The 16551-nt window shown below is 50.0% G+C and carries 19 protein-coding genes; 16 read left to right on the top strand and 3 right to left on the bottom strand.

All coding sequences use genetic code 11. The features are described 5' to 3' along the window. Positions 1-21 precede the first annotated feature (21 nt). Positions 22-1179 (top strand): radical SAM family heme chaperone HemW, encoded by a 1158-nt coding sequence (gene hemW, locus DWZ56_RS11385; RefSeq protein ID WP_118556763.1) that lies wholly within the window; start codon positions 22-24, stop codon positions 1177-1179. Positions 1180-1200: 21 nt separating this feature from the next. After that, the gene (locus tag DWZ56_RS11390; RefSeq protein ID WP_118556764.1) at positions 1201-1731 is read left to right on the top strand and encodes a GNAT family N-acetyltransferase; all 531 of its coding nucleotides are present in this window, start codon (positions 1201-1203) and stop codon (positions 1729-1731) included. 111 nt (positions 1732-1842) lie between these two features. Here DWZ56_RS11390 and DWZ56_RS11395 read toward each other — a convergent pair whose 3' ends face one another. Both DWZ56_RS11395 and DWZ56_RS11400 read right to left on the bottom strand, forming a co-directional pair. Next, positions 1843-2109 carry a hypothetical protein gene (locus tag DWZ56_RS11395; protein WP_199679585.1) on the bottom strand — a complete coding sequence of 89 codons (267 nt, stop codon included), beginning with the start codon at positions 2107-2109 and terminating at the stop codon, positions 1843-1845. 122 nt (positions 2110-2231) lie between these two features. Further along, positions 2232-2870 carry a phosphoribosyltransferase gene (locus DWZ56_RS11400; RefSeq protein ID WP_118556765.1) on the bottom strand — a complete coding sequence of 213 codons (639 nt, stop codon included), beginning with the start codon at positions 2868-2870 and terminating at the stop codon, positions 2232-2234. 495 nt (positions 2871-3365) lie between these two features. Here DWZ56_RS11400 and prmA point away from each other — a divergent pair, with 495 nt between their 5' ends. The 4 genes from prmA to thiI all read left to right on the top strand — a co-directional run bounded on the left by prmA (position 3366) and on the right by thiI (position 7546). Continuing rightward, a complete protein-coding gene (gene prmA, locus DWZ56_RS11405) occupies positions 3366-4322 on the top strand; it encodes a 50S ribosomal protein L11 methyltransferase (RefSeq protein ID WP_118556766.1) in 957 nt (318 codons plus the stop codon). Between the two features lie 30 nt (positions 4323-4352). After that, positions 4353-5114 carry a 16S rRNA (uracil(1498)-N(3))-methyltransferase gene (locus DWZ56_RS11410; protein WP_118556767.1) on the top strand — a complete coding sequence of 254 codons (762 nt, stop codon included), beginning with the start codon at positions 4353-4355 and terminating at the stop codon, positions 5112-5114. A 72-nt stretch (positions 5115-5186) separates the two neighbouring features. Continuing rightward, entirely contained in the window at positions 5187-6341 is a 1155-nt protein-coding gene (locus DWZ56_RS11415) for a cysteine desulfurase family protein (protein ID WP_118556768.1), read from the top strand. Positions 6342-6367: 26 nt separating this feature from the next. After that, on the top strand, positions 6368-7546 hold the full coding sequence (thiI, locus tag DWZ56_RS11420; protein WP_118556769.1) for a tRNA uracil 4-sulfurtransferase ThiI: 1179 nt from the start codon (positions 6368-6370) through the stop codon (positions 7544-7546). A gap of 234 nt (positions 7547-7780) precedes the next feature. Here thiI and DWZ56_RS11430 read toward each other — a convergent pair whose 3' ends face one another. Then, positions 7781-8011, bottom strand: a complete 231-nt coding sequence (locus DWZ56_RS11430) for an HPr family phosphocarrier protein (RefSeq protein WP_118556771.1) — start codon at positions 8009-8011, stop codon at positions 7781-7783. A gap of 198 nt (positions 8012-8209) precedes the next feature. On the opposite strand from DWZ56_RS11430, the gene mtaB reads away from it, so the two are divergent. The 10 genes from mtaB to DWZ56_RS11480 all read left to right on the top strand — a co-directional run bounded on the left by mtaB (position 8210) and on the right by DWZ56_RS11480 (position 16514). Further along, on the top strand, positions 8210-9526 hold the full coding sequence (gene mtaB / locus DWZ56_RS11435) for a tRNA (N(6)-L-threonylcarbamoyladenosine(37)-C(2))-methylthiotransferase MtaB (RefSeq protein WP_118556772.1): 1317 nt from the start codon (positions 8210-8212) through the stop codon (positions 9524-9526). A gap of 160 nt (positions 9527-9686) precedes the next feature. Continuing rightward, positions 9687-9962, top strand: coding sequence for an IreB family regulatory phosphoprotein (locus DWZ56_RS11440; protein ID WP_118556773.1), 276 nt, complete (start codon positions 9687-9689; stop codon positions 9960-9962). Further along, positions 9962-10393: a Holliday junction resolvase RuvX gene (gene ruvX, locus DWZ56_RS11445; RefSeq protein ID WP_118556895.1), complete on the top strand. Its 432-nt coding sequence runs from the start codon at positions 9962-9964 to the stop codon at positions 10391-10393. The genes DWZ56_RS11440 and ruvX overlap by 1 nt, the downstream gene beginning before the upstream one ends. Positions 10394-10443: 50 nt before the next feature. Continuing rightward, entirely contained in the window at positions 10444-10707 is a 264-nt protein-coding gene (locus DWZ56_RS11450) for a DUF1292 domain-containing protein (protein WP_118556774.1), read from the top strand. A gap of 14 nt (positions 10708-10721) precedes the next feature. Next, the gene (locus tag DWZ56_RS11455; RefSeq protein ID WP_118556775.1) at positions 10722-11171 is read left to right on the top strand and encodes a Fur family transcriptional regulator; all 450 of its coding nucleotides are present in this window, start codon (positions 10722-10724) and stop codon (positions 11169-11171) included. Positions 11172-11264: 93 nt separating this feature from the next. Further along, complete coding sequence (locus tag DWZ56_RS11460) at positions 11265-12923, top strand: ribonuclease J (RefSeq protein ID WP_118556776.1); 1659 nt, start codon at positions 11265-11267, stop codon at positions 12921-12923. Position 12924: 1 nt separating this feature from the next. Then, positions 12925-13398: an endolytic transglycosylase MltG gene (locus DWZ56_RS11465; protein WP_158584548.1), complete on the top strand. Its 474-nt coding sequence runs from the start codon at positions 12925-12927 to the stop codon at positions 13396-13398. Then, entirely contained in the window at positions 13395-14114 is a 720-nt protein-coding gene (locus DWZ56_RS11470; RefSeq protein ID WP_118556777.1) for an O-methyltransferase, read from the top strand. The genes DWZ56_RS11465 and DWZ56_RS11470 overlap by 4 nt, the downstream gene beginning before the upstream one ends. Beyond that, on the top strand, positions 14111-15349 hold the full coding sequence (locus tag DWZ56_RS11475) for a peptidase U32 family protein (RefSeq protein ID WP_118556778.1): 1239 nt from the start codon (positions 14111-14113) through the stop codon (positions 15347-15349). The genes DWZ56_RS11470 and DWZ56_RS11475 overlap by 4 nt, the downstream gene beginning before the upstream one ends. Positions 15350-15572: 223 nt before the next feature. Continuing rightward, the gene (locus tag DWZ56_RS11480; protein ID WP_118556779.1) at positions 15573-16514 is read left to right on the top strand and encodes a hypothetical protein; all 942 of its coding nucleotides are present in this window, start codon (positions 15573-15575) and stop codon (positions 16512-16514) included. The last annotated feature ends 37 nt before the right edge of the window (positions 16515-16551 follow it).

A 16551-nucleotide genomic window follows, 5' to 3' on the forward strand; every position in this document is an offset into this window, starting at 1 on the left:
TGCACGGAAAGGCGGCATACAGTGAATTCGATCTATATCCATATTCCTTTTTGTGTCAGAAAATGTGCATACTGTGATTTCCTTTCCGGACCGGCATCCAAAGAGCGGCAGGAGATGTATTACAGGGCCCTTAGCAGGGAGATTGCAGCCTGCGCGCCGCTTGGGGAACTAAAAGGCCCGGTGAACACGCTGTTTATCGGCGGCGGAACGCCTTCTCTATGGGACGGAGACAGGATAAACGGCCTGATGGAGAACATCCGGAAATACTACTGTTTTTCCGAAGACGCAGAGATTACAATTGAGGCAAATCCGGGAACGCTGGATGCTGACAGACTTAAGGCATACCGCCGCGCCGGCATAAACCGGATCAGCATCGGTTTACAGTCAGCGGATGACAGGGACCTTAAGACGCTGGGCAGGATACACACCTTTGAAGAATTTCTGGAGAATTATGCCGCTGCCAGAGAAGCGGGTTTTTCCAATATCAACGTGGACCTGATGTCCTCTCTGCCCGGACAGACTGCGGCAGGCTGGAAACGGGTCCTCACATCGGTGCTGAAACTGGCGCCGGAGCATATCTCGGCATACAGCCTGATCATTGAAGAGGGGACAGAATTTTATGACAGATACCGGGACGGAGACGGACTGCCCGATGAGGAGGAAGAGCGGGAGATCTACCACATGACTAAGCACATATTGGAGCAGCATGGTTATCACAGGTATGAAATCTCCAATTACTGCCTGAAAGGGTATGCCTGCCGGCACAATCTGGGCTATTGGCAGGGCTCGCAGTATCTGGGATTTGGGCTGGGAGCCTCATCCTGCGTCGGCCGCCCGGGAGGAAGACGCAGGAGATTCTCTAACATAAGCGACATGGAAACCTATGTGGGCGCATCCGGATCTCCGTTCGCCCTGCGCCGGGACAACCGGATCCTGCCGCTGACAGAACAGATGGAGGAGTTTATGTTTCTGGGACTTCGCTGTGTGGACGGGATCAGTAAGAGTGAGTTTAAAGAGCAGTTTATGCGCAGCTATGACGGGATATACGGAAAAGTCACCGAATCCCTGCTGTCACAGGGACTGCTGCAGGATACAGGGGAGCGGGTGTTTCTAACGGAGTTCGGTCTGGATGTGAGCAACCGGGTGATGGCTGAGTTTCTGATTGATGAAGAGCACTAGCGTCCCTAGACGGAGGATAATATGTTATTAAGATTCAAAAATTTAGTAATTAGAAATGCAACTGTTGACGATGCCGAACAATTAGCCACATGGTGGAATGATGGCACTATTATGGCTCATGCAGGATTTCCAAATGGAACTGGTCAAAAAACGAGAGACATTGCCGACAGCCTTGAAAATGACAGGGATGATATCCGCAGGCGCTTAATTATTGAGGTTTCCCAAATTCCTGTAGGCGAAATGAATTATTGTGACAAGGGCGAGGGCACCGCTGAAATAGGCATAAAGATTTGCGATTTTTCACTACACGATAGGGGACTGGGAAAAATATTGCTTAGCATGCTTATATCATCATTATTTAACGATATGGGATATAAGAAAATCATTCTTAACACAAATATGAACAATAAAAGAGCACAGCATGTTTATGAAGAACTTGGTTTTAGGAAATTAAGCATTCGAGAAAACTCGTGGAAAAATCAGCTTGGAGAATTGCAATCATCTATTGACTATGAAATGTATCCGGATGATTTCATAGACTACGCAAAATGAGCATATGCTATGTGGAAAGCAGCAGGGCCAACTGCCCTTGCTTATGTGGGAATCAAGCGGTCGAAAGCAAAGAGTGCTTTCGACCGCTTTCCATGATGAGAATAAAAATCATTAAAGTTTTCTTGCCTTAAAGCAAACCGATATCGGAATCATTTTTGCTTTCTTGGTTTTGTCGCTGTTATCGTTAACAGACTCCATCGTTTGTTTATCATTTTGTTCAATCATTTCTTCTACAACAAATCCGGCTTTTGCCAATGCGTTAATATAAGTGGATATCTTCCGATTACATAAAATTATCTTGCTTCCGTCCACAGGCATTGTAAAGTAGGATTCATCAAAATAGCTTTTATTGAAAATCAACTGGTCGTTTTCAATCACATCTTGACGCTGACTACACGACCAGGCTACACAGTAGTTTAACGTATGATGCCAACTGAATATAAATATTCCGTCTTTTTTTAAGTAGGAGGCAGGACCTTAATTTAAAATTGCGGTAAACATCAGAGTTTAGAATAGCCATAGCTGTTGACAATAGCGTCGAGTTTCATATTCGCCTTGCAGAGCGGGCAGTTCTGGGGATCGTGGGCCTGGTAGTCAGGCAGATCACCCTTATCGAACAGAGCGTTAATCTTATAGCCGTCCACTTCCGGCACATAGCTGAAGATAGCGGCAACGCCCGCCACATTACCGCCGTAATAGTTCACACATTCGATGCAGCGGCGTATCGTTTTACCGGTAGTAGCAGAAGCCAGCAGGATGAGCACATGTTTGCCGTTGATAGAGATCTGCGTATTATCGCGGAAAATCATCTGGCGGTTAAAATCGATTTCAGGAGAGACCACATACAGGCTGTTATGGGAATTAATAGACATAATGCCGTTATGGGAGAGTTCCTCCGCCAGATAAGCGCCAATCATCTCGCAGCCATCCATACAGACGATCGTATCGATCATAGTGCTTGTGCTATAATATTTCGCCATCGCCCGCGCGGTCTCCATCGCCTCACTCTGTCTTATTTTAAGGGTAGTGATATCGATATAGCAGTTAATATGGGAATGAGTAGTGGCGAAATGGCCAGGTATAAGCTTAAGCGCGATCCTCCCGGATTTATCCCGGATTTTAAATTGTCTTCTTTCCATATGCAGACCCCCTTCAAATAATTTAAATCAACCCATCAGATACAAATCCCGTTACAGAAAATGCTGACTGAATAGTTCGGGTTGTACCACCCATTATAACATAAAATGGAAGCCCCCGCCAGCAAATTGTGAAAAATATCAACACAAAATTCCCAATCTGTCAGATCCCCTCCAAAGAAATTTACCGCACAATCTTGCAGGATCAGAGGGGGTGGGGTATAATGTCCACGAAGGCAATGAGCAGTGCGGAAATGTGAAAATTCAGAGGGTCCGTTGTGCTTGCACAAAAGGCCCTCTGAACTTTCACATTTCCATAGGGCGAAGCCCGTGAGCGAGATGGAGCGCAGCGGAATCTCGCTGCACTGCGGACCCGATGACTCAATCTCCCCCCATCGGAGATCTCGCTCCGCGAGATCCAGTCGAGACTCTCCCCCCACCTGCGATCTCGCCCCCGCGAGATCCAGTCGTCAACATAGAAAGGTACGGTACCAACCCATGAAATGGAGCAAATACACAATTGACACCACCACAGCCGCCGTCGACTTCATCAGCAGCGCCCTGTCCGACCTCGGCATAGAAGGCATAGAAATTGAGGACAACGTCCCCCTCACAGAATCCGAAACGAAAGGCATGTTCATCGACATCCTCCCCGAGCTCCCGCCCGACGAAGGCCGGGCCAAAGTGAGTTTCTATCTGGAACCCGACCAATCAACAGAAGCCCTCCTCCGCCAGGTAGAAGAAGAGCTCGACTCGCTGCACGCATATGTGGACCTCGGCCCTGCCACCATCACCGCATCCGAGACCGAAGACAAAGACTGGATCAACAACTGGAAAGAATTCTTCAAGCCCTTCACAGTGGATGATATCCTGATCAAGCCCACCTGGGAAGCGATCCCTGCGGACTGTGAAGACAAGCTGCTGATAGAGATAGACCCCGGTACAGCCTTTGGCACAGGGACCCATGAGACCACCCAGCTCTGCATCCGCCAGTTGCGAAAATATTTAAAGCCCGGCGATTCCGTACTGGATGTAGGCACCGGCAGCGGCATCCTGGGCATTACGGCCCTGAAACTGAAAGCCGGCTATGCTTTCGGCACCGATCTGGATGAATACGCCGTAAAAGCCGCGCAGGAAAACGCCCAAGTAAACGGGATTCCTGCATCGTCCTTCCCAATCGTCACAGGCAACATCATCGACGATCCTGCGATCCAGGAGCAGGCTGGATACGAACGCTACGATATCGCTGTAGCCAACATCCTGGCCCCCGTCATCATCCTTCTGCAGGCGGAGATCGTAAGGCACCTAAAGCCCGGCGGCCTGTTCATCACATCCGGCATCATCAACACCAAAGAAGCCGATGTCAAAGCGGCCTTTAAAGCCAACCCCGATTTTGAACTGCTCGAGACCACCTATCAGGGCGAATGGGTCTCCATTACCGCCAGAAAAAAATAGCATAACAGACAAATTCCTTTAGGAGAAGCCATGCACCGTTTTTTCATAACTCCTGACCAGCTGGAAGGCTCCCGCATCCGCATCACAGGAGAAGATGTAAACCATATCAAAAACGTGCTTCGGATGAAGCCCGGCGAAGAAATCCGCATCAGTGACGGCACCGGCTGGGATTATTTTTGCCGCATAGAGTCCATAGAGACCGAACAGGTAACAGCAGAGATTGTGCGGGAAGAACAGAACACCACCGAACTCCCCTCCCGGATCGTCCTGTTTCAGGGGCTTCCAAAGGGCGATAAGATGGAATGGATCATCCAGAAGGCCGTGGAGCTGGGTGTGGGCGAGATCGTCCCGGTGTCCTGCCGGCGCTGCGTAGTGAAGCTGGACCCTAAAAAAGAAGAGAGCAAGCTGCGCAGATGGAATACCATTTCCGAAAGCGCAGCCAAGCAGTCCAAACGCCTGATCGTCCCCAGGGTCATGCCTGTCATGACTTTAAAGGAAGCGATTGCGTACGGCGGTTCTTTGGACATCCGCCTGATCCCCTATGAGAATGAAAACGGCATGCAAAACAGCGGCCGGCTGATCAAAGACTGCGTTCCAGGCAAAAGCATAGGAATCCTCATCGGCCCTGAAGGCGGCTTTGACGAATCAGAAGTCGAATACGCCCGCGCCTGCGGCTGGAACCCGATTTCTCTCGGAGACCGTATCCTGCGCACGGAGACCGCCGGTATGATGCTGCTATCCGTTCTGATGTTTCGGCTGGAGACATTTGAAACGGATAACACAGGGCGATAAATACACACCAGCGCTTTCCCTGTCTCATATGATAAATAAAAAGCATATAAGAAATGAGGATATAGAATAATAATGGAAGCATATTTAGACAACTCGGCCACCACCCGTGTGTTTGACTGCGTCAGAGATGTAATGGTACAGACAATGTGCGGCGATTATGGAAATCCTTCCTCTCTTCATAGAAAAGGCGTTGACGCCGAAACTTATGTAAAGGAGAGCAGGGCAGCCATTGCGGCAAGCCTGCGGGTAAATGAAAAGGAGATTTACTTTACCTCCGGCGGAACAGAATCCAACAACCTGGCTATCATAGGATGTGCGATGGCTAACCGCAGGGCAGGGAATCATATTATTACCACCATGATCGAGCATGCGTCCGTTATCAACACGATGAAATATCTGGAAGAAAACGGATTTGAAATAACGTATCTGCCCGTTGACCGCTTCGGCATGGTGCGTGTGGAAGATGTGGCAGCTGCGATCAGAAGGGAAACCATTTTAGTATCCATCATGTATGTAAATAATGAAATGGGTGCCGTACAGCCGGTGGAAGCCATAGGCCTGACGATTAAAAAAATCAAACCCAGCGTAATCTTCCATGTGGATGCCATACAGGCATTCGGCAAGTTTAGAATCCGCCCCCGCCGTCAGGGCATCGATCTGTTAAGCGTCAGCGGCCATAAGATACACGGGCCGAAAGGCGTGGGATTCCTCTATGTGAGGGACCGCGTAAAGATCCGTCCGATCATCTTTGGAGGCGAGCAGCAGATGGGACTGCGTTCCGGCACGGAAAATGTCCCAGGCATTGCAGGACTGGGCGCTGCGGTAACGGAAATCTACCGTGACCATGAAGCACGTATGGAATATCTCTATCAACTGAAGGAACGCTTTATAAACGGAATTCTTAGGATGGAGGGAACCGCGGTAAACGGCCCTGAACCCAGACAGGGGGCGCCCCATATTATCAGCGTCAGTTTTGAAGGCGTTCGCAGCGAGGTGCTGCTTCACGCATTGGAGGACCGAGGCGTGTATGTATCCGCCGGTTCCGCCTGCGCCTCCAACCATCCGATGATCAGCCCTACGCTCAAAGCGATCGGAGTGAGGCGGGATCTGCTGGAATCCACCTTGAGGTTCAGCATGAGTATCTTTACAACCGTTGAAGAAATTGATTATACACTGCAGGTGTTAAACGAACTGCTCCCAATGCTTCGCAGATACCGCAGAGGCTGACGGTCAGCCGTAAATAAGGAGAAAACATGACATTCCATTCATTTTTGATAAAATACGCCGAGATCGGCATTAAAGGAAAAAACAGATATTTATTTGAGGATGCCCTGATCAGACAGATCCGCAGGGCCTTAAAGCCGCTGGAAGGGGAGTTTAAGGTACTGAAAGAAGACGGCAGAATCTATGTGAACGCCGAAAATTATGACTATGAGGAAACCGTGGAAGCGCTCCGGAGAGTGTTTGGCATCGCCGCCATCTGCCCCATGCTCCAGGTGGTGGACGAGGGTTTTGAAGCTTTGTGTGAGACTGTGATCTCTTATATGGATGAGATGTATGAGGATAAGAAGATTACATTCAAGGTACAGGCCAGAAGAGCCAGAAAAAATTACCCCCTGGATTCCAATCAGATCAACATGGACATGGGAGAGGCCATATTAAACGCATTTCCGGAGATCCGGGTGGACGTGCACCATCCGGATGTGCTTCTCCAGATAGAGGTGCGCCAGAAGATCAACATCTATTCCCTGGCTATACCCGGCCCCGGTGGCATGCCTGTGGGAACGAACGGCAAAGCCACGCTGCTGCTCTCCGGAGGCATCGACAGCCCGGTGGCCGGTTATATGATCGCCAAGAGAGGCGTGGTGATCGATGCGGTCTATTTTCATGCGCCGCCCTATACCAGTGAGCGCGCGAAACAGAAGGTGGTGGACTTAGCCAGAAAGGTCTCCCGGTATTCCGGACCGGTCAGCCTGTCCGTGGTGAATTTCACCGACATCCAGCTTGCGATCTATGACAAATGCCCCCATGAAGAGCTGACGATCATCATGAGGCGGTATATGATGCGCATAGCGGAGCGGTTGGCCGATACAAACGGGAGCCTCGGTCTGATCACGGGAGAGAGCATCGGTCAGGTGGCGTCCCAGACAATGAAAAGCCTGGCGGCCACCAACGAGGTCTGTACGATGCCCGTTTACCGTCCGCTGATCGGTTTTGACAAGCAGGAGATTGTGGAGATCGCTAAGAAAATCGACACATTTGATATCTCCATTCAGCCATTTGAGGATTGCTGCACCATTTTTGTGGCCAAGCATCCGGTAACAAAGCCAAATATCAATATCATTAAGCGTTCGGAGACGAATCTGGAAGGAATCATTGAGCCATTGGTCGAGACAGCATTAAATACGGTGGAGACCATCTGGATAGATTAAAAAGAATCCTGAAACGAAAAAGAATCCCGCTCGCGGGATTCTCCGCCTGCGGCGGATCGCTTCAGCGACATCATTCCATTCCGCCGCAGTGCGTTCCTGCCCGGAGGGCTTTTTATTACATTGGAGAGTTCGGAGAACTTTCCTATGTAAAAAAAGGGACATATGAAATATGTCCCTCTCTCCTCTTTATCAGAACGCACCCTTCGGCGCGTTTTGCCGGCTGTCAGGCACGGCTTAGATGAGATAAGGTGCCAGAACAGCTAAGATTTCGTCCAGGTTATCGGTTGCATGGATGTTTAAATCAATCGGCTTGGATAAGTCCAGACTGAAGATGCCCATAATGGATTTTGCATCAATCACATATCTGCCGGATACCAGATCGAAATCGCAATCAAATTTTGTAAGATCATTAACGAATGATTTTACCTTGTCGATAGAATTTAATGAGATCTGTACTGTTTTCATTGGAATAACCTCCTTAATTTGCGTATAATATAGTTTTCTACTGCCTACGTTAATACTACATAGAGGGGGGTGAAAAGTCAATAGACATATTTCCTAAAAAAGTAATCGCTATTTTGCAATCACCTGCAAATCGGCTGTGAAAGAAGCTCGGAGTGTTTCGGACAAAGAAAATTTTGAACAAAAACGGAGTAAAATAACATGAAGAAAGCAGCATTACATAATTTGGGATGCAAAGTCAACGCCTATGAACTGGAGGCCATGCAGCAGCAGCTGGAGGCGGGGGGATATGAAATTGTTCCCTTTGAAGATAGGGCTGACGTTTATATAATCAATACCTGTACCGTAACCAATATCGCGGACCGCAAGTCCAGGCAGATGCTGCACCGCGCAAGAAAGTGCAACCCTGACGCGGTGGTGGTGGCGGCAGGCTGCTATGTGCAGGCGGCCGAAGAAGACCTTAAGAAAGACAAAACGGTGGATATCGTGATCGGCAACAACCAGAAGGGCAAACTGCTGGAACTTTTGGACGAATATATGGATGGAAAGGGCGGCGGCGAAGCCGTGCTGGATATAGGCCATGCCAGCAGCTATGAGAGTATGCGGATTACCCGCACATCGGAACATACCCGCGCCTTCATCAAGATCCAGGACGGCTGCAATCAGTTTTGCAGCTACTGCATCATCCCCTATGCCAGAGGGCGCATCCGCAGCAGGGAGGCGGAGGACGTGCTGGAGGAGGTGGCCGGCCTGGCAGCCGGAGGCTTAAAAGAGGCGGTGCTGACCGGCATACATTTAAGCTCCTACGGCGCGGACCGTCAGGAGGAAAACGGTCTTTTGGAATTGGTGATGCGCCTTCAGGAGGTGGAAGGAATCGAGAGGATCCGTCTGGGCTCCCTCGAACCTCGGATCATTACCGAAGAATTTGTCCGCAGCCTTTCCGGGCTGTCCAAATTCTGCCCCCACTTTCATCTGTCCCTGCAGAGCGGCTGCAATGAAACTCTTAAAAGAATGAATAGACATTACACCACCGGTGAATACTATGAAAAATGCTGCCTGATCCGGGAGTCTTTTGATCATCCCGCCATCACGACAGATGTGATCGCCGGTTTTCCGGGAGAAACAGAAGAAGAATTTGAAGAAACGCTGGCTTTTGTGAAAAAGGTGCAGTTTTACGAAATGCATGTATTCAAATATTCCAGAAGAAAAGGCACTCTTGCGGCAAAGATGGAAGAGCAGGTGCCGGAGCAGAAGAAGCAGGAGCGAAGCCGCAGGCTGATAGATCTGGCCCATGATATGTCCCAGGATTTCCGGAGGTATTATATCGGCAGGGAGACGCAGGTGCTGCTGGAAGAGCCGGTGACGGCAGCAGGAGAGCGCTTCCTGGCCGGATATAACAAAGAATATGTGCGCTGTGCGTTTCGTGCCGGCACGGAAAATACCCTGATCTCCGGCACCCCGGCCGCACTCACAGAGGATGGCCTGCTGCTGTGTGAAAACGCTGCTGCGTGCAGCTGAAAAACTGTATTAGATAAAACACTTGCTCAATTGGTGGATCTATATTACAATAAAGGATAACGGTTACAGTTGTCGGACAGTATGGAAATAAAATGCGCACCGAGTATGCGCGCAGGTGACCGGCCGGACGGCCGGTCACAGGAAGTAAGGAAGTGAGACTATGGGGAGCATTCACAACACACAGTATTTTAAAACACAGCAGGATACCCAACTGGAGGTGAAGGATGTGCTGGAGCGCGTTTACTGCGCATTGACGGAGAAGGGATACAATCCGATTAATCAGATCGTGGGTTACATCATGTCGGGGGATCCCACCTATATCACCAGCCATAACAACGCCAGAAGCCTGATCATGAAAGTCGAACGGGATGAGATTATCGAAGAACTGATGAGCAATTATATTCAGACCAAGCTGAAGGATTCGGACCGCAGATGATCCGCATTATGGGACTTGACTTCGGATCAAAGACGGTTGGGGTAGCTGTCAGCGATCCGCTGGGTATTACGGCTCAGGGAGTGGAGACGATTACACGTCCGCAGGAGAACAAGCTTCGGCGGACACTGGCCCGTATCGAAGAGCTGGTTAAGGAGTACGGGGTGGAGGAAATTGTGCTCGGCTATCCCAAGAACATGAACAACACGCTGGGAGAGCGGGCATTAAAATCAGAGGAATTTAAAAAGCAGCTGGAAGCGCGCACAAATCTGCCGGTGGTGCTGTGGGATGAGAGGCTTACCACAGTAGCGGCGCAGCGCGCGCTCATGGAGGGCGGCGTGCGCAGGGAAAACCGTAAGGATACGGTGGATATGCTGGCCGCTGTCCTGATCCTGCAGGGATATCTGGACTGCCGTAGCTATAAGAAACTGTAAGCCGTGTGACCGTTGGCCACAGACTGCCGTGTGCAGAAAAGAGGAAGTAAGTGGAAGAAGAAAAGATCATATTAGAAGACGAGAACGGCGAAACGCTGGAACTCTTTGTGCTGGAAGGAACCAGGATCAGCGGCACCGATTATATCCTGGCTGCCGATGCCCCCGAGGGAGACGGGGAATGTTATATATTGAAGGATATCTCTGCGCCGGAAGATGCCGACGCCGTGTACTGCATGGTGGAGGATGAGACGGAGCTCATGACTCTGATGGGGATCTTCGGTGAACTGTTGGAGGACGTGGATATTGAGCTGTAGCATCGAGGACAATTATGAATGAAAGCTATTTTAAGGATCTCCTAAAGAAAAACGGTCTGAAGGTGACCAGCCAGCGGCTGATCGTGCTGGAAGCGGTAGCCTCCTGTCCGGGCAAACATCTGTCTGCGGAAGAGATCTATGACCTTGTGCATGAAAGCTATCCTGAGGTAGGGCTGGCAACGGTATACCGCACTCTTCAGGTTTTATTAGAGTTACATATGATTGATAAGGTGAATTTTGATGACGGCGTGGTGCGCTATGAGATGTGTGAGCAGTCGGAGACGGCCAGACACCGCCATCATCATTTGATATGCAAAAAATGCGGCAAAGTATATGCATTTGAGGATGATCTGCTGGACAACCTGGAGCGTACGATCCTTTTAACTACGGGATTTGAGGTGGTAGATCATGAAGTAAAGCTGTACGGTTACTGCAGGGACTGCATAGAAAAGGAACAGATGTAAATTACATAGACAGCAGGACCGTATCATGGGCGCAGGTGCCGCGGGACGGACTACGGAATGGCTGTCGGCAAATTATAAATGGAGGTAAATTGATTGAAAACAGAAAAATCGAAATTGAAAATCATTCCCTTAGGCGGATTGGAGCAGATCGGAATGAACATTACTGCCTTTGAGTATGAAGACAGTATTATTGTTGTGGACTGCGGTTTAAGCTTTCCCAGCGACGACATGCTGGGCATTGACCTGGTGATCCCGGATGTGACCTATTTGAAGGATAATATCGACAAGGTGAAAGGTTTCGTGATTACCCACGGGCATGAGGACCATATCGGCGCGCTGCCGTATGTGCTGCGCGACGTGAATGCGCCCATCTACGGCACCAAGCTGACTCTGGGCATCATCGAAGGAAAGCTGCAGGAGCACAACCTGAAGCGCGTGAAAAAGAAAGTCGTAAAGTACGGCCAGTCCATCAATCTGGGATGCTTCCGCATCGAGTTTATCCGCACCAATCACAGCATTGTGGATGCGGCGGCGCTGGCAATTTTCACACCGGTGGGAATTGTGGTTCACACCGGCGACTTTAAGATTGATTATACGCCGGTATTCGGTGATCCCGTGGATCTGCAGCGCTTTGCGGAACTCGGGAAAAAAGGCGTGCTGGCGCTGATGTGCGACAGCACCAATGCGATCCGGGAAGGCTTTACCATGTCCGAAAAGACAGTGGGCAAGACCTTTGATACGCTCTTCGGAGAATACCAGAATCACCGCATCATCGTTGCTACATTCGCATCCAATGTGGACCGCGTGCAGCAGGCCATCAATTCCGCCTATAAATACGGCAGAAAAGTGGTGGTGGAAGGCCGCAGTATGGTGAACATTATCGGCACGGCCAGCGAGCTTGGCTATATCAAGATCCCGGAGGGCACGCTGATCGATATCGAACAGCTGAAGAATTATCCGGATGAAAAGACTGTGCTGATCACCACGGGCAGCCAGGGAGAATCCATGGCAGCTTTATCCAGGATGGCGGCGGGTGTTCACCGCAAGGTGACGATAAAGCCGGGTGACGCGATCATATTGAGTTCCACCCCGATCCCGGGCAACGAAAAAGCGGTTTCCAAGGTCATAAATGAGCTCTCCATGAAGGGAGCGAAGGTAATCTATCAGGATACCCATGTCTCAGGACACGCCTGCAAGGAGGAGATCAAGCTGATCTATTCTCTGGTGCGCCCGAAATATGCGATACCTGTGCATGGCGAATACCGCCATCTGCAGTCACAGGCGGAGCTGGTCAATTCGCTGGGCATACCCAAAGACCATATATTCATGCTCTCTTCAGGCGATGTGCTGTCGCTGGATGCGGATAACGCCAAGGTGGACGGGCACGTGCCGGTGGGTTCCATATTGGTGGACGGCCTGGGAGTCGGCGATGTGGGCAACATCGTGCTGCGGGACCGCCAAAACCTGTCGCAGAACGGTATCATAGTGGTTGTCATGACGCTGGAGCGGGGCAGCAATCAGCTGCTTGCGGGGCCGGATATCGTATCTCGTGGGTTTGTATATGTGAGAGAATCGGAGGATCTGATGGATGAGGCTAGAGAGGTAGTGCTTGATGCGGTATCCTCCTGCCTGAAGAAGAAGGTCACGGACTGGGGCAAGCTTAAGAATGTGATCCGTGACAGTCTAAGCGATTATCTCTGGAAGAAGATGAAGAGAAATCCGATGATTTTACCGATAATTATGGAGATCTGATATGGCTGGACATAGGAAAGAAAGAACTTCAAGACAGGAACGTAGAAAAGTGAATAAGATGGTGACAGCGGTGATCGGTGTTTCCATCCGTATCATCGTGATCACACTGCTTGTGATGCTTTTTTATACTGGGATTACGAAGGGCTTTTCTTTCGGATATGATATCTTTGCCGGGACGGCGGTCGGAAAGGCCCCCGGCAGGGATATCACAATTGTGGTGAAAGAGGGGGAATCCCCGGCCACAGTCGGGAAGCGGCTGGAGGCAGCCGGGCTGATCGCGGACAGCAGCATATTTTTAGTGCAGCAGATATTCTACGATTATAAGATCTATCCAGGTGAATATACCCTGAACACGTCGATGACTTCTAAGGAAATGCTGATAAAGATGAATGTAAAGCCGGAGACGGAGAAAGCATCTGAAGAGGAGGCTTCTCCGTCACAGGAAGAAGAAACATCGGGAGAAACATCAGAATGATGGCAGATGAGAGAACAGCCGCCTACATCCGTTCCCTGGAGCAGGAAAAGGATCCGTTTCTTAGGGAGCTGGAAAAAGAGGCGAAGAGAGATCTGGTCCCTATTATCAGAAAAGAAACCGCCAGCCTGCTGCGCACGCTGGTGGCGCTTAAAAGACCGGAAAATATATTGGAAGTCGGAACGGCCATCGGATATTCCGCGCTCCTTATGAGCGGGGCAATGCCCGATGGCTGTACCATTACAACCATTGAAAAATATGAAAAGAGAATTCCGATGGCCCTGAATAATTTTCGAAAGGCGGGCATGGAGAACCGGATCCGCCTTCTTGAGGGGGATGCGTCGGATATTTTAAAAACCCTTAAGGGACCTTACGATTTTATATTCATGGATGCGGCCAAAGGGCAGTACATTCATTTCCTGGAGGATGTCTTAAGACTTATGCCGAATGGCGGCGTGCTGGTTTCGGATAATGTGCTGCAGGATGGGGACGTCATTGAATCGCGGTATGCCGTGACCCGCAGGGACCGAACGATCCACAGCCGCATGCGGGAGTATCTGTATACGCTCAAGCACACAGAGGGGCTGGAAACTTCGGTGATTCCGATCGGGGACGGCGTAACGGTCAGCGTGAAGCTAAAGGACCTACCAGGGGGGGCTGATGCCGGGGCAGGAAGAGCAGAGCCTCGGGTAAAAATGCAGGAAAGGGATAAGACATGAGGAAACCGGAATTGCTGGTGCCTGCCAGCAGCCTTGAAGTATTAAAAACAGCTGTGAGATACGGGGCCGATGCGGTATACATCGGCGGCGAAGCGTTCGGTCTGCGCGCCAAGGCGAAAAATTTTTCCTTGCAGGATATGCAGGAGGGAATCCGCTATGCGCATGAAAGGAATGTCAGAGTATATGTCACGGCCAATATACTGGCGCACAATTATGATCTTGACGGGGTGAGGGAATATTTCAGGGAGCTTCGGGAGATCGCGCCGGATGCGCTGATCATTTCCGATCCGGGAGTATATGAAATCGCACGCAGTGAAGTGCCGGAAATAGAGCGCCATATCAGCACCCAGGCCAATAACACCAATTATGGGACGTACCTGTTCTGGTACGGCCAGGGCGCAAAGCGGGTGGTATCCGCTCGGGAGCTGTCTCTAAGGGAGATCCGGGAGATCCGGAAACATATACCGGAGGATATGGAGATAGAGACCTTTGTCCATGGCGCGATGTGCATCTCCTATTCCGGTAGATGCCTGCTTAGCAACTATTTCACAGGAAGGGATGCCAATCACGGCGCGTGTACCCATCCGTGCCGCTGGAAATATGCGCTGATGGAGGAGAGCCGGCCGGGTGAGTATCTCCCTGTTATTGAAAATGACAGAGGGACCTTTATCTTTAACTCCAAGGATCTGTGCATGATCGGACATATTCCGGATCTGGTGGAAAGCGGGATCGACAGCTTCAAGATTGAGGGGCGCATGAAAACGGCGCTGTATGTGGCAGCTGTGGCCAGAACTTACCGGCGAGCAATCGATGATTATCTGGAAGATCCAAAGCTGTATGAAGATAATCTGCCCTGGTACCGCCAGGAGATCGTAAAATGCACCACCAGAGAATTTACCACCGGATTTTTTTACGGAAAACCCGAGGCGGATGCGCAGATTTACGGCGAAAGCACGTATCATCAGGAAGCGGTATATCTGGGCATTGCCGGCAGCCTGTATGGGGAGGGCTTTTTCGGACTGGAGCAGAAAAATAAGTTCACGGTGGGAGAAGAAATTGAAATAATGAAGCCGGACGGCAGAAATGAAGCCGCGACCGTGGTTCGGATACAAGATGAGGACGGGAATCCCCAGGACAGCGCTCCCCATGCCAGGCAGCTGCTGCGGGTAATGCTTTCAAAGATGCCGGAAACCGGTGATATCCTGCGCAGAGTGCCTAGTGTACTGCACAGCTGACAGTGAGTATAGCACTCGATGTACTGGCAGTATTGGTCGAGAGTTATGAAAAGAATCTTAACATTTGATAAAAAATATACAAATACAATATAGACAATCAAAAGAAAGATGATATAATACTTTATGTATTGTCGAAAACAGAAAGATGTGCGCATGTACCCGGCAAATCAGCAGGGGTGCGGTGTGTGACACCCAAAAGGAGCGCATGGAAGCGAGGTAGAGTATGACAGCGGATGAATTTCAAAGTTATGCCATACAGAAGGGATACCGGGTTCAGGGAACCACGGCTTTTGGCATTTACAACAATTATCCTTTCACCATGAGATTCCGCAAGGGAAACAGAAGTGTGGTTGTGGTGCAGTTTGTAACAGGCGATAAGATTTCTAACTCCGTGTTCAAGAACATAAAGCGTCAGATACCAAAGAAAGAAGGGGCGCTTCTAAGAACGCCCAACCGAAACGATTCGGTACAGCTGCAGTGCAGCGGGAAAGATGACATTCTGTTTCAGAACCTGGAGGAATCCATGTCGGCGGTCACCATGGGCTTAGCATCCGAGATGCTAAGGGAGAGCCAGGTATGCCCGATCTGCGGACATGACGGCTGTGATGCCTACGGCTATGCCAAAGGGGCCTATACATCGGTACATAGAAGCTGTATAGAAAATCAGAGCAGCCAGGTTCTTGCCGCAGCTAATAAAAATCTGGAAGGCGGAAGTTACGCCGCAGGTCTGATCGGAGCATTGCTGGGCGCGCTCGTCGGAGCGATTCCAAGCTTTTTATCCATCATGTTTGCAAACCTGATCTCGGCCTGGCTTTGCTGTCTGATACCGCTTGGCAGCTATTTCGGATATAAGCTTTTAAAGGGAAAACTGACCAATGTGGCCATAATATTTGTCATACTGGCCTCACTGCTTCAGGTATTTATCCTTGAACAGTCTATCTGGTATGCGACGATTGTGAAGGAACTGGGACTGTGGCCCAGCGTATTCGATTCCGTGGCCTATTATTTTGAGCTGTATACAGTGGGGGATATGGTGGCGGAAATGGGACAGATCCTGTTATTTATCGCCCTGGGTATTTTTATTACATTCGGGCAGATCAGCAGAACCGCCCATGCACAGGTGACTGAAGCCTTAAGCACGATGGACACTGTAATTGACAAATAAAGTAGCAGCTAATAGTTAGCAGATAAGGAGAAATGAA

The sequence above is a fragment of the Lachnotalea sp. AF33-28 genome, assembly GCF_003477885.1.
GTDB lineage: Bacteria > Bacillota > Clostridia > Lachnospirales > Lachnospiraceae > AF33-28.

Coding starts and splice junctions, on each gene's coding strand:
- prmA (WP_118556766.1), top strand. CDS start 3,366: ATGAAATGGAGCAAATACACAATTGACACCACCACAGCCGCCGTCGAC.
- DWZ56_RS11480 (WP_118556779.1), top strand. CDS start 15,573: ATGACAGCGGATGAATTTCAAAGTTATGCCATACAGAAGGGATACCGG.
- DWZ56_RS11470 (WP_118556777.1), top strand. CDS start 13,395: ATGATGGCAGATGAGAGAACAGCCGCCTACATCCGTTCCCTGGAGCAG.
- DWZ56_RS11400 (WP_118556765.1), bottom strand. CDS start 2,870: ATGGAAAGAAGACAATTTAAAATCCGGGATAAATCCGGGAGGATCGCG.
- DWZ56_RS11440 (WP_118556773.1), top strand. CDS start 9,687: ATGGGGAGCATTCACAACACACAGTATTTTAAAACACAGCAGGATACC.
- DWZ56_RS11410 (WP_118556767.1), top strand. CDS start 4,353: ATGCACCGTTTTTTCATAACTCCTGACCAGCTGGAAGGCTCCCGCATC.
- DWZ56_RS11390 (WP_118556764.1), top strand. CDS start 1,201: ATGTTATTAAGATTCAAAAATTTAGTAATTAGAAATGCAACTGTTGAC.
- mtaB (WP_118556772.1), top strand. CDS start 8,210: ATGAAGAAAGCAGCATTACATAATTTGGGATGCAAAGTCAACGCCTAT.
- DWZ56_RS11430 (WP_118556771.1), bottom strand. CDS start 8,011: ATGAAAACAGTACAGATCTCATTAAATTCTATCGACAAGGTAAAATCA.
- DWZ56_RS11465 (WP_158584548.1), top strand. CDS start 12,925: ATGGCTGGACATAGGAAAGAAAGAACTTCAAGACAGGAACGTAGAAAA.
- thiI (WP_118556769.1), top strand. CDS start 6,368: ATGACATTCCATTCATTTTTGATAAAATACGCCGAGATCGGCATTAAA.
- DWZ56_RS11455 (WP_118556775.1), top strand. CDS start 10,722: ATGAATGAAAGCTATTTTAAGGATCTCCTAAAGAAAAACGGTCTGAAG.
- DWZ56_RS11475 (WP_118556778.1), top strand. CDS start 14,111: ATGAGGAAACCGGAATTGCTGGTGCCTGCCAGCAGCCTTGAAGTATTA.
- DWZ56_RS11415 (WP_118556768.1), top strand. CDS start 5,187: ATGGAAGCATATTTAGACAACTCGGCCACCACCCGTGTGTTTGACTGC.